We start from the raw sequence: 14,558 nt of genomic DNA on the forward strand, positions 1-14,558 counted from the left end.
ATAACGGAGATCGACCTGTATGTCTCAATCATCGCGATGCATAAAGGTGAGTGTTTTAGTTGTTGCAACAGCGATTAGCAGTGCATTCGCTGAAAATAAAAATCAAATCTATGGAGAAAAAAATAGCGGGGAGAGAAACACACAAATAATAACGGTTTATGCAACAGGTAACGAGCGAGATAGCTTTACATTACCAATGATGTCGACCGTCATAAAAAATAACAGTGCTTTGACAGAAACGGCTGGAAGTGCCACGGAGTTGTTGCGTCATATACCGGGCATTTCAATATCAGGAGCTGGCCGCACAAACGGTGAAACTATCAGTATGCGTGGCTACAGTAGTAACGGTGTTTTGACACTAGTAGATGGCATACGCCAAGGTACTGATACAGGTCATATTGACAGTATTTTTGTCGATCCTCTACTCATTAAACAAGTTGAAGTGGTTCGTGGCCCTTCAGCACTTTTATATGGAAGCGGTGCCCTCGGTGGGGTTGTGGCATATGATACCGTTGATGCCAGCGACTTGCTTGCAAAAAATGAACATGGTGGTGTGCGTGTTACCGCCCTTGGTAATACGGCACAACAGAGTCAAGGATTTGGCATTACCGCTTTTGGTCAACAAGACAATTTCGATGGATTACTCGCCCTCTCCGCTCGTGATAAAGGTACAACTCGCTATGGAGGCGGTTATCGTGCGCAAAACGATGAAACAATCATTAACTTATTATCTAAAGGACGTTGGTTTATTGATGATAGCAATACGTTAAGTGGCCAATTACGCTATTATCATAACAACGCACAACAGCCTAAGGATCCACAACTCGCCAATAACCCAACACCGGCTAATGTAGCGACAAATCGTACTACAACACAAAAAGATGCACAGTTAACCTATCAATATCATCCTAGTGATATGTCATGGATTAACCTAAAAACACAAGCCTATTACAGCGAGGTAGATATTAATGCGAAAACACAACAAAAAGGATTTGAAGGTAGAGAGCAAAAAACCTATGGCATTAAACTTGAAAATCGCACTCAATTAGCCACCTACCCCTTTGCTGCTCACGCTTTAACTTATGGCGGTGAGATCTATAAGCAAAAGCAATCACCCAGTGCAAATGCCGAAAGCTTCCCTAAAGCAGATATTCGTTTTATGTCAGGCTGGTTACAAGATGAAATGACTTTACGTGATGTACCCATTTCATTCATCGTCGGTACAAGGTTTGATAAATATAGCAGTCAAAATGATCGTTATGATGACATCAGCGCTGATAAATGGTCATCAAAAGGAGCCGTTAGTATTACACCCACAGATTGGTTAATGCTTTATACCTCTTATGCTCAAGCTTTTAGAGCACCAACAATTGGCGAGATGTATAACGATGCTAAACATTTTGATGCCCCATTCCCCGGAGCACCAACCAATTACTGGCGACCTAACCCTAATTTAAAGCCCGAAACCAATTCAACAACTGAATACGGGTTCGGTTTTCAATTCGACGACTTATTATCTAATAATGATAATCTGAAAATTAAAGCTGCCCATTTCAATACGCGTGCAAAAGATTATATTGATACAGATGTCGCTATTTTTCAGGGATATACACAATCGACGAATATTCCAAGAGCAACTATTTGGGGTTGGGATATCGAGATGAATTATCAATCGAAGTTCTTTAGTTGGGATTTGGCTTATAACCATACAAAAGGAAAAGATAATGCCAGTAATGCCTCTATTACCTCTATTGAGCCAGATACATTAACCAGTCGCCTCGATATTCCCGTACCCAATAGTGATTTTTCCGTAGGTTGGGTGGGACAATTTACTAAAAAAACAGATTTTACAAAACATGATCGCTTTAATCGCCCGACCAATCGCCAACAAGCGGGTTATGGTGTCAATGATTTCTACCTCCGTTATGAAGGTAGTGCTTCATTAACAGGGCTAACAACCTCACTGGTACTGGGTAATGCATTTGATAAAAAATACTACTCTTCTGCGGGTATTCCTCAAGAGGGGCGCAATGCAAAAGTACTGGTGAGTTATCAATGGTAATTAACAATAAAATAAACGAAACAATAGGAGTTTCCGTGACTAAACCTCTTTATGAGAGCTACCTGCAAGCAAAAAATGAAAAAAAAGCATCTTATGCGCGTGATTTAGCAACTTACCTTAATGTAAGTGAAGCTGAGCTTACTCACGCGCGTGTTGGGCACGATGCTAAACGCTTACATGGTGATGTTCGTGATATTTTAACCGCTCTCGCAACCGTAGGCGAAGTGAAAGCCATTACTCGTAATGAAATTGCGGTTCATGAACATCTTGGTGAATATACCAATGCTCGTTTTAACGATCATGCAGGATTGATCTTAAACCCTCGAGCCCTCGATTTACGCTTTTTCTTCTCTCATTGGGCAAGTATCTTTGCATTAACCGAAGAGACGGCTCGTGGCATTCGTCATAGTATTCAATTCTTTGATCTTCATGGTGATTCTCTCCATAAAGTGTATACCACTGATAATACTCATATGGACGCATGGAATACCTTAATCGATACTTATTTATCACCAGAAAATCCCGTATTAGAGATTACCCCCGCTAAATCTTTTACTGATGCACCGGTAACAACGGCATTAGCACAACAGTTAGAACAGCAATGGCGCTCGATGACTGACGTTCATCAATTCTTTAAAATCCTGCAAGAAAATAATCTCAGTCGCCAGCAAGCGTTCAAAGCGGTCAGTGATGATTTAGCTTATCAAGTAGATAATAGTGCCTTAAAAACATTATTAGCACTGGCGAAAGAAGTACAAAATGAAATTATGATTTTCGTGGGAAATCGAGGTTGTGTACAGATCTTTACCGGTAAAATTGATCGTTTAGTGCCTCATCAATTTGAAAATAGTGAACAAGTATGGATTAACATTTTTAATCCTGCATTTACACTGCATTTAATTGAGAGCGAAATTGTGGAAAGCTGGATCACTCGTAAGCCAACCCAAGATGGTTTTGTCACAAGTCTTGAACTATTTGATAGCAAAGGTCAACAGATTGCTCAGCTCTATGGACAACGCACTGAGGGAACAAAAGAACAACAACAATGGCGTGAGCAACTCAACGCTCTTGCTAAAATAGCTTAATAGAAGGATAGCTCAATGAAAAAATGGCTTCTTTTGATCCTGTGTAGTTTGATGACATTCACCAGCCTCGCTAAACAACGTATTGTCACTATTGGTGGTGATATTACTGAAATTGTTTTTGCATTAGGTGCAGGTGATCAGGTCATTGCTAGAGATAGTACGAGTTTAGTACCAGAGCAAGTTAAATCATTACCCGATGTGGGTTATATGCGCATGCTCAATCCTGAAGGTATTCTTTCGGTTAAACCGACGCTGATTATTGCTAGCGAATTAGCTCGCCCTTCTTTTGCATTACGTCGTATCGAAAAAGCAGGTGTACCTGTTGAAACTATTACGGGTACACGTTCATTAGAAGCCATTAATGAAAAAATCGATGCCATTGCAACCCTCTTACAAAAAGAAACAGAGAGTCAGCAATTAAAAGAAAAGCTCACTCAATCTATTAATCAAATTGCCACGACGCCTATTGATAAAAAAATTATTTATATCATGAGCCATGGTGGTGTTGCCCCTATGGCTGCCGGTCAAAATACTGCTGCAGATACGATTATCACACTGGTAGGCGGAAAAAATGCTATGCAAGGTTTTAGTAGTTACCGCTTACTGTCACAAGAAGGGGTTATTGCCAGCCAGCCTGATATTTTGTTGGTCACTAAAGAGGGAATAAAAGGTATTGGAGGTATCGAAAAACTGTGGGACTTGCCCGGCATAAAGTACACCCCCGCAGGTAAAAATAAGCGCTATATCGTTGTTGATGATATGGGTTTATTAGGCTTTACCTTATCAACCCCCAAAGTTATGCAACAAATTCGTCAAGCATTGGAGCAATAATGTCTCGTTTTCGCTCACCGTGGATGAGTATTGCCATTTTACTCATCTTATTTACCATCATTACGCTTATTTCTGTTAATAGCGGCCCGCTAGCACTCTCATTTAGTACTTTATGGGATCGCTCTTTTGATGATATAGAGTGGCAAATTTGGCTTGATATTCGTTTACCTCGAGTACTATTAGCTATTCTCGTCGGTGGCGCTTTAGCCATATCAGGCACCATCATGCAAGGACTATTTAGAAACTCACTTGCCGATCCTGGATTACTAGGTATTAGCAGTGGTGCTGCGCTAATGGTCGCTATTGTGATTATTTTACCCTTCTCTTTTTTATCCGTATTTTCTTTCTACAGTCATATTATTGCCGCCTTTATTGGCGGCTTAATAGTGGCAATGATTATTTTTTCATTGCATCAATTAAGTGATGGTAACTTGGCAAGATTGCTCCTAGCGGGAATTGCCATTAATGCGCTTTGTATGTCTTTTATTGGTGTATTGAGCTATATCAGCACAGATCAGCAACTGCGCCAATTTTCACTATGGATGATGGGCTCTTTAAGTAAAATAGACTGGAACACCTTGGCGATTGCAACTCTCGTGATTATTCCCATTAGTGCATTAGCCTGTTGGCAAGGTCATAAACTTAACCTATTACAACTCGGTGATGAAGAAGCACATTATTTAGGGTTAAATGTAAGAAAAACAAAATTTATTTTACTACTACTCAGTGCCATTTTAATCGGTTGTGCCGTTGCATTAAGTGGTGTTATTGGGTTTGTTGGTCTTGTGGTGCCCCATCTTATTCGTATGCGATTAGGCAGTAACCATATTTGGTTATTACCCGCCACCCTATTAGGGGGCGCAATACTCTTATTAGCCGCAGATACCCTGTCAAGAACCTTGGTATCACCAGCGGAAATTCCTGTAGGACTTATTACCGGACTTCTTGGTGGACCTTATTTTCTTTGGCTTATTTTACGACAACCAGCAGGACGCATGTCATGATGGAAAATCAACACACTCCATTATTATATGGCAATAACTTGAGCTATAAAATCGGCAATAAAACTATTCTTGAGGATGTTTCTATTGCACTTAACACCGGTGAGCTTGTCACAATCATTGGTCCGAATGGTGCTGGGAAATCATCATTATTACGTTTATTGACCGGCTATACTCCCCCGACACAAGGAGAATGTTTTTTTAAAGGGAAAACTTACTCACAGTGGAATAGTCAATTATTAGCGCAAAACCGTGCTGTTATGCGACAAAACAGCCAGCTATCATTCTCTTTTTCTGTAGAAGAAGTCGTCGCTATGGGAAGAGCACCACATGGGCAAAAACATAAACAAATCGCAATAGAAACCGCGCTATTACAAACCAATTGTTTAAAGCTTAAAACAAGAGATTACCGTCAATTATCAGGTGGAGAGCAACAAAGAGTGCAACTTGCTAGAGTGCTTGCTCAACTTTGGCAACCGACACCTGAGAATGTTGCGCTATTTCTTGATGAACCCACATCGGCACTTGACCTCTACCACCAGCAACAAAGTTTGCGTTTATTAAAACAACTGGTCAAAACGCAAAATTTGATGGTGTGTTGTGTTCTGCACGATCTCAACCTCGCCTCCCTTTATGCTGATCGTATTTTATTACTGCATCAGGGAAAATTAGTTTGCGAAGGTACACCTCAAGATGTACTCACCGCTGAGAATATTGAAAAATGGTATGGCGCCGAGGTCAGTGTTAATACTCATCCTGAGTTATCTCAACCTCAAGTTTTTTTACGCCCATAAATAATAAAAGAAAAAGGACTGAGTCCTGTTGAATGCAGAGCTCAGTCCTTAAAAGACGCTTAATAACATAATTTCTATTGGATGATTATTACCTTCACCAAATAGAGTATTACTGCAATGGTAAAGCAAAACTCACTTTTACCGTCTCCATGGGTACTTCTGTTTTTATGCTTTGAATGCTAGGAATTTGTGTTAAATAATCAGCGTGAAAACGGCGATAAGTGGCGAGATCTTTTGTCACAATGCGAATAAGTGCATCACATTCTCCCGCCATTAGATGGCATTCAACCACTTCGGGTAATACTTTTATCGCCTTTACAAATTCTTCAATAGTTTCAGCATCTTGTGCTCTGAACCAAATTCGCGCAAATAAAGATAATCCTGCATCAACTTTACTACCATCTAATACGGCAACATAACGCGTGATCACACCTGACTCTTCAAGTAAACGTACACGACGTAAACAAGGAGATGGTGAGAGTCCCACTTCTTTTGCCAGTTCGATGTTTTGAATTTTGCCATCGCGCTGTAACACTTGCAAAATATGCTTGTCTATCTTATCCAATTTTATTGACATCAAAGATTAACCTTAGTTCTATTTGTGGAATTTTATTGCCAATTAATTATTTTTGTTAGCAACAAAGCAACCCGATTTTTACGAAAATATCATATAATTTTTCAGCTAAATTGCACAGCAAAAACGATATTTTCTTCAATTGCTCAATCAGGTGAAAAAGATGGAATTTAACACTTTGTTATTCTTTGCCCTTACAGTACTGCCTTTAATTTGCACACCTGGCCCCGATATTCTTTTTATCTCCTCACAAGGATTAGCGGGAGGAATAAAATCAGCGTGGTTTGCCAATATCGGTGTCATTTCAGGTTATATAACACATGCTATTCTTAGTGCTTTGGGTCTTGCAACGATAATGGCAACCTATCCCATTTTCTTTTATCTACTAAAGTGGCTAGGTGTGATTTATATTACCTACTTAGCAATCAAAATGCTGATATCTGCATGCCAAAAAGACCAACTCGCACTAAATGCAGATAAAAAAACACATCTCTTTCGCAAGGGCTTTTTAACGAGTTTTCTTAATCCGAAAGGCTTACTCGTCTATCTGGCTATTTTACCAAATTTTATCAATAACCAGAATGATATCGCTATGCAATCTCTGCTTTTATCTGGGATATTTATCACTATTTGTCTATTTATCTATGGCTTTTTAGGTACGATTTTCGCTTATATTGGTTTAAAAGGCGGATTAGGTGATAAAGGACGCCGTTATAATGATGGCATTGCCGGCAGTTTACTTACCTTTGCAGCCGTTAATTTAGCCCTTAATTAGAGGGCTAGCATCACTTTATAGTGATATTTGCTCAATGCCGTGCAATATGACCATTTAACTGATGAATACGTACGCTAATGTGCTATTTACGACGTAATTTTCGACACCCTTCACCAATAATTTGCATTCCTTTTTCAGTCTGACCATTCCATTGAAAAGAAGAGTTTAAACGAAAAGCATGATTAAACTGTGAACTGGTCGAAAACATAGCACCTGGTGCAATACTCACCCCTCTTTCGAGAGCAAAATGGTACAATGTATTAGCATCAAAAGTTGGCTCGAATTCTAACCATAGGAAATAGCCTCCGACAGGAATATTCACTTTAACATCTTTAGGCAAATGCGTTTGTATGGCCTGTAACATACGATAACGTCTCTGCTCTAATAATAATCTTAAGCGACGTAGGTGCCCGTCATACCCCCCTTGTGATAAATAGTCAGCGATAGCTTGTTGTGTTGGCATACTCGCTGATACAGTACTCATCATTTGTAACTGCTGTATTTTAGTCGCATGTTTTCCGGCTGCGACCCACCCGACTCGAAATCCTGGCGCTAAACATTTAGAAAAAGAAGCGCAGTGCAATACGCTATTGGATTTATCAAAGCCTTTCACAGGCATTGGCGCTTTTGGACTATTATACAGTTCACCATAGACATCATCTTCAATTAAGGTTATCTGTTTTGCCGCTAAAATTTCCACTAGTCTGATTTTATTTTCATCAGGCATAGTGCCACCTAATGGATTTTGGCAATGACTCATCAACCAACACGCTTTAATGTCGTATTGTTCTACCACCTTTTCTAACTCATCTAAACAAATGCCTGTCACCGGATCAGTTTTGATAGCAATCGCTTTTAATCGTAAACGCTCTATCGCCTGTAATGCGCCATAAAAAGCAGGAGATTCTATGACAACCCAATCTCCTGGCTCAGTAACAGCTTGTAAACTAAAACTTAATGATTCCATTGCACCTGCGGTGATCACAATATCGTCAGGCGATACATGAATACCTTGCAGTGCATAGCGTTGAGCTATATTACGACGTAGTTTTTCATTACCAGGAGGTAAATTAATCACTGAACTTTGAGGGGCTAAATGTCTAGCGGCAGAGGCTAATGCTCGGCTTAATTTAGGTTGTATGAATAAACTGGGATCTGGAAAGGCGGAACCGAACGGAATGATATTGGGATCTTTACAGGCTTGAAGAACATTGAATATAGAGGCGCTTATCTCAACATTTTCACTCATATGTAGCCCTTTGCTGGCAGTTACTTGAGCAAAAGCGGTATTGCGATGTGCAACATAATAACCTGATTGCGGACGAGCGGTGATCCACCCTTGACTTTCTAACAGTTGATAAGATTGTAAAACGGTCATTAAACTCAAACCTGATTGTTTAACCGTATCCCGTAATGAGGGTAAACGATCGCCTGATTGCCAAATATTATCTTCAATTTGTTGGCGTATCTGTGCCGCAAGCTGTTCATATCGAGTCATATTTACCTATTCACCCTCAAACTGTTATAGTCATTTTTAAACTTATTGTCACTATTATAGTTTACTGTCATATGGTCTACTTATCCACACGATTTACCTGCTATTTACAGATCAGCGCGATTTGTATATCAAAATAATGAGGTTGTTTATGTTTGGGTTAAGTGCCTTTGATTTGGCGCGTATCCAATTTGCGTTTACCGTTTCTTTCCATATTATCTTCCCCGCAATTACTATAGGGCTAGCCAGCTTCTTAGCTGTCTTGGAAGGATTATGGCTAAAAACTCGCAATAAGGATTATTTAGCGCTATTCCATTTTTGGTCAAAAATATTCGCTGTTAACTTTGCTATGGGCGTCGTCTCTGGTCTCGTTATGGCATATCAGTTCGGTACTAATTGGAGCTTTTTCTCCGATTTTGCCGGCTCTATCACCGGCCCTCTATTGACTTATGAAGTACTTACAGCATTCTTCTTAGAAGCTGGATTTCTAGGTGTAATGTTATTTGGCTGGAACAAAGTAGGTGAAAAATTACACTTTTTCGCCACTTGCATGGTGGCATTGGGTACATTAATGTCAACATTTTGGATTTTAGCCTCCAACAGTTGGATGCAAACACCACAGGGATTCGAAATCGTCAACAATCAAGTGGTTCCCGTTGATTGGCTAGCGGTTATTTTTAATCCTTCCTTCCCTTATCGTCTTGCTCATATGGGCGTTGCTGCATTTCTTGCTTCGGCATTCTTTATTGCCGCCTCGGCTTCATGGCATTTATTAAAAGGCAACAAGACATCTGCAATGAAGAAGATGCTCTCGATGTCTATATGGATTATCTTAATCTTAGCGCCTATTCAAGCACTTATTGGTGATATGCATGGTTTAAACACGTTAAAACATCAACCCGCCAAAATTGCCGCGATTGAAGGGCATTGGCAAAATAATCCTGGTGAGGCTACACCGTTAATTCTATTTGGTATACCGGATATGAATGAAGAAAAAACCAAATATGCCCTTCAAATTCCTTATTTAGGTAGCCTGATATTAACTCATAGTTTAGATAAACAAGTACCAGCACTAAAAGAATTTCCTAAAGATGATAGGCCAAATTCACTGATTGTTTTTTGGTCATTTCGTATTATGGTCGGCCTTGGCATGCTGATGATTTTAGTGGGTGTATGGGGCACATGGTTACGTTATAAGAAAAAATTATATCAATCTAACCTCTTCTTGCGATTCACTTTTCTAATGGCACCTTCAGGATTAATTGCCATTTTAGCGGGTTGGTTTACTACAGAAGTAGGTCGACAACCTTGGGTTGTGTATGGGATACAACGAACACGAGATGCGGTATCTGCTCATGGTGAAATGCATATGAGCATTAGCCTACTGATTTTCTTTATCGTTTATGGATCTGTATTCGGAATTGGATATGCCTATATGTTAAAACTTATCCGCAAAGGTGCGCCGGAGGTTCAAGATGGGAATTGATTTACCCGTTATTTGGTTCATCATCATCGTATTTAGCACATTAATGTATATTGTGATGGATGGCTTCGATCTCGGCATCGGCATGCTCTATCCTTTTATAAAAGAGAGAGAAGATCGCGATTTAATGATGAATACTGTCGCCCCGGTATGGGACGGCAATGAAACATGGCTAGTTTTAGGTGGTGCGGCGCTATTTGGTGCGTTTCCTTTAGCGTATTCAGTGATCCTTGATGCTTTAGCCATGCCTTTAACTATCATGCTAGTTGCGCTTATTTTCAGGGGCGTTGCTTTTGAATTTCGCTTTAAAGCCGATGACACTCATAAAGTTTTTTGGGATAACGCCTTTATTGTCGGCTCTCTATTAACCACCTTTATGCAAGGTATAGTCGTCGGTAGTATTGTTCAAGGTTTACCCATTATTGACCGTACTTTTGCAGGAAGCTATTTTGATTGGCTATCACCCTTTGCCCTGTTTTGTGGCTTTGGTCTAGTCATTGCCTACTCACTGTTAGGGTGTGGCTGGCTCATTATGAAAACTCAAGGCCATTTACAACAGAGTTTGTATAAAGTGATCTTGCCATTAACGTTCGTTATGCTAGCAGTGATAGCCGTTGTCAGTTTATGGACACCATTAGCACAACCGGCGATTGCTGAACGTTGGTTTTCACTACCCAATATTTTCTTTTTCTTACCTGTACCACTGCTAGTGTTATATAGCGCTTGGTTGATTATTCGCGCAGTAAAGAAAAAAGGTCATTACTTACCTTTCTTTGCTTCTCTAGCGATTATATTTCTTGGTTTTACTGGGCTAGGGATTAGTATCTGGCCAAATATTATACCGCCGGCAATTAGTTTTATCGATGCATCAGCACCACCGGAAAGTCAAGGTTTTATGCTCGTTGGTGCGCTATTTATCATTCCCATTATTCTCGTTTATACATTCTGGAGTTATTACGTATTCAGAGGAAAAACCAATTATGAAGAAGGCTATCACTGATCCGAACCCTGAAACAAAACCCTCATTACTGAAAAAATGGGGTTGGTTAATTACCATTTGGTTTTGTAGTGTTTTAGCGCTATTTGCCGTTTCTTCGCTATTTCGTTTTTTAATGACGGCAGCGGGAATGAAAGTAAAGTAAAAAATCAATCAGGTAATATAAAAATAAAGCGGGATAAATTCCCGCTTTATATTAGTTAAAAAAATTCCTCTTTTTAACTCGCGTTACTGTTAGTGACTCTCCCCTCATAAAAATACAAGCGCTTTAATTTGTTGATTTTTATTTTCTTTATTTACATCTTATTTGAACTACATCACGCTTCGACAAGTCAATCTTATTCATGGCTTTACTAAATTAGTGTTAATAGTGATAATGACTATCATTATTGATTGTAAATGATAATATATAACAAGTAATAAATAGCTTAGATGGGTTGGATAAACGTGAGTAATCAAGACAGCACACAACAAAAGAATATTTATCGTCCTGCACCGCCTCGTTTGGTGCAAGTAAAACGTATAGTAGATATCACGCCGGGCATGCGCTCTATTACCTTTACTAGCGATGACTTGGACAATTATCCAAGTCACACAGGTGGTGCCCATTTAAAAATATTTTTACCTGTAGAAGGCCAAACTAAACCAACAATTCCAACACTCACTGACAAAGGCCCTAGTTGGCCCGAAAACCAACCAAGAGCGATAGTACGAACTTACAGTGTGCGAGCTATTCGTCCTGAATTAAAAGAGCTTGATATTGAATTTGCGGTTCATGAAGATGCAGGGCCGGCCATTAATTTTGCTTTAAATGCCAAGGTAGGTGATTATATTGGCATTACTAATCCTGGAGGCCCTGATCCCCTATTGGCTCCCGCCTCTCATTACTATATGGCAGCCGATCCCAGCTCATTACCCGCTTTAATGGCATTAATTGAAACAATGTCACCCGATGTACAGGGTAAAGCGGTGATCCGCATAGAAAATGAATCCGATCGCCAAATCATTGATGCTCCTCAGGGGCTAGAAATTGTTTGGCTAGTCGGCTCTGTTGAAACACAAACTCAGCCTCTGATTGATGAATTTATCTCTTGGTCGTTACCAAAGGAAGATGTGGCATTTTGGATCGCCGGAGAAGATAAAATTATCCGTGCACTAAGACGTTATATTCGTCGTGATAAAGGCTATGAGCGCGGACAGATTTATGCTATCCCTTATTGGCGTTTTGGCTTTAATGAAGAAGGTTATCATGCAGAGCGTCATCATGTTATGGATAATGAAGATGTAAGCTAAGCGTATTTTAGATAAAACGAGTTGGCTGTACCGGCAGCATATTAAGACCCTCATTTAATATGCTGCCTTTTTATAGGAATGGTAATAGCGAAGAAATCTTTAATATTTAACTTATATAAACAATAATTCACCTAACACAACTCCTGACAAAACAAACAAAAAAACTATTAACTCATCAAAATTAAATAAATAACAGAAATAAAACCCAATTTACACAGTCAATTTAAACAAAAAAATATAAACCATTAAGCCAATCAAAATCTTTCACTAAAATAATATTTAATTATTATTGAAACAGAACAGTAATTTAATTATTATACCGCCGCTTGACGTTACTCTTTATTAGCTAGATATAACATATTGAACTTAATTTATTTATATTTTTAGAGTGAAAAATTCAAAAACAATAGCAAATAATAATTTTATTATCTTCAATTGATTATTAGAATTTGACTGAGTCAAAAAATAATAGAGATTAACCTAAATCTATGTATTTTTACTATTGAATTAAGGATGAAAAATGAATTGGTACTTAGAGGTTATTAAAAATAATTATGCTAATTTTTCAGGTCGTGCGCGCCGAAAAGAATATTGGATGTTTATAGTGGTAAATACCATTATTTTAGCTGTGTTATATGGGATCATGTTCTCTTCTATCGACAGTTATACTGGTGAAATGAGTGGCACAGGCTTTGCTGCTTTGATTATTATCGGCATCTACTCTTTAGCAACTATTATTCCTAATATTGCCGTGACAGTGCGCCGTTTTCATGACCAAGATAGATCTGGTTGGATGGTTTTATTATCATTTATTCCTTTCGTTGGCGGACTGATCCTGTTTATTTTTATGTGTTTAGATGGTACTAGAGGTGAAAATAGATTTGGTCTTGATCCTAAAGCCTAATAGCTAATTAATTTCTATCTTAATACAGTGAGTAAACTATTTATATAATTTACTTACTGTGTTGATTCTCCTTTCTCTTACAGTCGCTTCTCTTACCCCCTATTAGCATAGGATTTTATACCTGATTATTTTAAGTAATATTATCCACATACTATTATGCTCATGTATGCCATATAGTAATTTAAATAACATGAATGTTTTTTATCGGCAGCATATTAATACTCTTATTTAATATGCTGCCTTTTTTATTGCTATGCTAAAGAAATATTTTAATCACTATATGCTGCTAATACATGCTGACATAGACTGGAACGCACACAATCTTCTTCATTAAATTTAATGACACCAACACGCTCATTAGCTTGAAAACGACTTAGTGCATCAGCTAATCCTGAGTTTACATTGGCAGGTAAATCGCATTGCGTAATATCACCGTTAACAATCACTGTCACATTTTCTCCCATTCGCGTTAAAAATAATTTCATTTGATTAATGGTGACATTTTGCGCTTCATCCAATATGACAAATGCATTTTCAAAAGTACGTCCTCGCATATAGGCAAATGGGGCTATTTCAACTTTGCCTATTTCAGGCCGTAAACAATATTGTAAAAAAGAGGCACCTAAACGTTTAACTAATACATCATAGACAGGACGAAAATAAGGCGCGAATTTTTCTGCTATATCGCCAGGAAGAAAACCTAAATCTTCATCAGCTTGTAATACAGGCCGAGTAACAATAATTCGCTCTATCTCTTTATTAATAAGGGCATCAGCAGCCATTGCTGCACTTAAAAACGTTTTACCACACCCCGCTTCCCCTGTCGCAAAAACTAAATTTTGATGTTTAATAGCGTTCATATATTGGCGTTGAACTTCATTACGAGGAGAGAGTGTTCGTTGATCACGTTTCTCTCTCGCCATACCAATTGTTTCTAGATCCCCAAATCCTGGTAAAACCATAACATTATCTCGATGGGCGGCATTACGTTGCTCTTTACGTAATGTACGTTTATTTTCTCTACGTAAACGTGTTGCTGCTTTTTGTCTACTCATAATGGTATTTACCTTTGTTAGTCTCAAAAAGTCATCAGATCAATCATTGTTTGACTAGAAAATAAGGTGAGCCTCCCTCAGACTCTATTGCGCTGTAGAAAACAAAAAAGCCGGTCACAGACTTGAGCATTAAACATCAATGCACAGTTGCTACCAGCTTTGTCTTGGTGATTTAAAATTTTGATTGCTTCTGTCATTCATATTCCCCA

General features: G+C 38.8%; 14 protein-coding genes. 11 read left to right on the forward strand and 3 right to left on the reverse strand.

Translation table 11 applies throughout. From position 1 onward, the window contains the following. Positions 1–19: 19 nt before the first annotated feature. From HMPREF0693_RS02250 to HMPREF0693_RS02270, 5 genes are read left to right on the forward strand one after another with little or no spacing between them, the layout of a single operon-like run. Complete coding sequence (locus HMPREF0693_RS02250; protein WP_004248181.1) at positions 20–2,062, forward strand: TonB-dependent hemoglobin/transferrin/lactoferrin family receptor; 2,043 nt, start codon at positions 20–22, stop codon at positions 2,060–2,062. A 35-nt stretch (positions 2,063–2,097) separates the two neighbouring features. Beyond that, positions 2,098–3,147, forward strand: coding sequence for a hemin-degrading factor (locus HMPREF0693_RS02255; RefSeq protein WP_036907935.1), 1,050 nt, complete (start codon positions 2,098–2,100; stop codon positions 3,145–3,147). A 15-nt stretch (positions 3,148–3,162) separates the two neighbouring features. Further along, positions 3,163–3,978, forward strand: a complete 816-nt coding sequence (locus HMPREF0693_RS02260; RefSeq protein WP_004243179.1) for a heme/hemin ABC transporter substrate-binding protein — start codon at positions 3,163–3,165, stop codon at positions 3,976–3,978. Beyond that, positions 3,978–4,982 (forward strand): FecCD family ABC transporter permease, encoded by a 1,005-nt coding sequence (locus HMPREF0693_RS02265; protein WP_004248185.1) that lies wholly within the window; start codon positions 3,978–3,980, stop codon positions 4,980–4,982. Before HMPREF0693_RS02260 ends, HMPREF0693_RS02265 begins: the two co-directional genes overlap by 1 nt. Further along, positions 4,979–5,773, forward strand: coding sequence for a heme ABC transporter ATP-binding protein (locus tag HMPREF0693_RS02270; protein WP_004243181.1), 795 nt, complete (start codon positions 4,979–4,981; stop codon positions 5,771–5,773). Before HMPREF0693_RS02265 ends, HMPREF0693_RS02270 begins: the two co-directional genes overlap by 4 nt. A gap of 109 nt (positions 5,774–5,882) precedes the next feature. On the opposite strand, the gene HMPREF0693_RS02275 is transcribed toward HMPREF0693_RS02270, so the two are convergent. Next, complete coding sequence (locus tag HMPREF0693_RS02275) at positions 5,883–6,350, reverse strand: Lrp/AsnC family transcriptional regulator (RefSeq protein WP_004243182.1); 468 nt, start codon at positions 6,348–6,350, stop codon at positions 5,883–5,885. A 160-nt stretch (positions 6,351–6,510) separates the two neighbouring features. On the opposite strand from HMPREF0693_RS02275, the gene HMPREF0693_RS02280 reads away from it, so the two are divergent. Next, positions 6,511–7,122 carry a LysE family translocator gene (locus HMPREF0693_RS02280; RefSeq protein ID WP_004243183.1) on the forward strand — a complete coding sequence of 204 codons (612 nt, stop codon included), beginning with the start codon at positions 6,511–6,513 and terminating at the stop codon, positions 7,120–7,122. Positions 7,123–7,204: 82 nt separating this feature from the next. Here HMPREF0693_RS02280 and HMPREF0693_RS02285 read toward each other — a convergent pair whose 3' ends face one another. Beyond that, complete coding sequence (locus HMPREF0693_RS02285) at positions 7,205–8,620, reverse strand: aminotransferase-like domain-containing protein (RefSeq protein ID WP_004243184.1); 1,416 nt, start codon at positions 8,618–8,620, stop codon at positions 7,205–7,207. A gap of 148 nt (positions 8,621–8,768) precedes the next feature. On the opposite strand from HMPREF0693_RS02285, the gene HMPREF0693_RS02290 reads away from it, so the two are divergent. The 5 genes from HMPREF0693_RS02290 (at position 8,769) to HMPREF0693_RS02305 (ending at position 13,294) form a co-directional block, all read left to right on the forward strand. After that, a complete protein-coding gene (locus HMPREF0693_RS02290) occupies positions 8,769–10,103 on the forward strand; it encodes a cytochrome ubiquinol oxidase subunit I (protein ID WP_036932145.1) in 1,335 nt (444 codons plus the stop codon). Then, complete coding sequence (cydB, locus tag HMPREF0693_RS02295; RefSeq protein WP_004243186.1) at positions 10,093–11,100, forward strand: cytochrome d ubiquinol oxidase subunit II; 1,008 nt, start codon at positions 10,093–10,095, stop codon at positions 11,098–11,100. The genes HMPREF0693_RS02290 and cydB overlap by 11 nt, the downstream gene beginning before the upstream one ends. Beyond that, the gene (locus HMPREF0693_RS18465) at positions 11,081–11,242 is read left to right on the forward strand and encodes a DUF2474 domain-containing protein (protein WP_004243187.1); all 162 of its coding nucleotides are present in this window, start codon (positions 11,081–11,083) and stop codon (positions 11,240–11,242) included. Before cydB ends, HMPREF0693_RS18465 begins: the two co-directional genes overlap by 20 nt. Before the next feature lie 287 nt (positions 11,243–11,529). Continuing rightward, entirely contained in the window at positions 11,530–12,390 is an 861-nt protein-coding gene (locus HMPREF0693_RS02300; RefSeq protein ID WP_004243188.1) for a siderophore-interacting protein, read from the forward strand. A 520-nt stretch (positions 12,391–12,910) separates the two neighbouring features. Next, positions 12,911–13,294 carry a DUF805 domain-containing protein gene (locus HMPREF0693_RS02305; RefSeq protein WP_004243189.1) on the forward strand — a complete coding sequence of 128 codons (384 nt, stop codon included), beginning with the start codon at positions 12,911–12,913 and terminating at the stop codon, positions 13,292–13,294. Positions 13,295–13,563: 269 nt separating this feature from the next. On the opposite strand, the gene phoH is transcribed toward HMPREF0693_RS02305, so the two are convergent. Further along, on the reverse strand, positions 13,564–14,349 hold the full coding sequence (phoH, locus tag HMPREF0693_RS02310; protein ID WP_004243190.1) for a phosphate starvation-inducible protein PhoH: 786 nt from the start codon (positions 14,347–14,349) through the stop codon (positions 13,564–13,566). Positions 14,350–14,558: the final 209 nt, after the last annotated feature.

This window comes from Proteus mirabilis ATCC 29906 (assembly GCF_000160755.1).
Lineage (GTDB): Bacteria > Pseudomonadota > Gammaproteobacteria > Enterobacterales > Enterobacteriaceae > Proteus > Proteus mirabilis.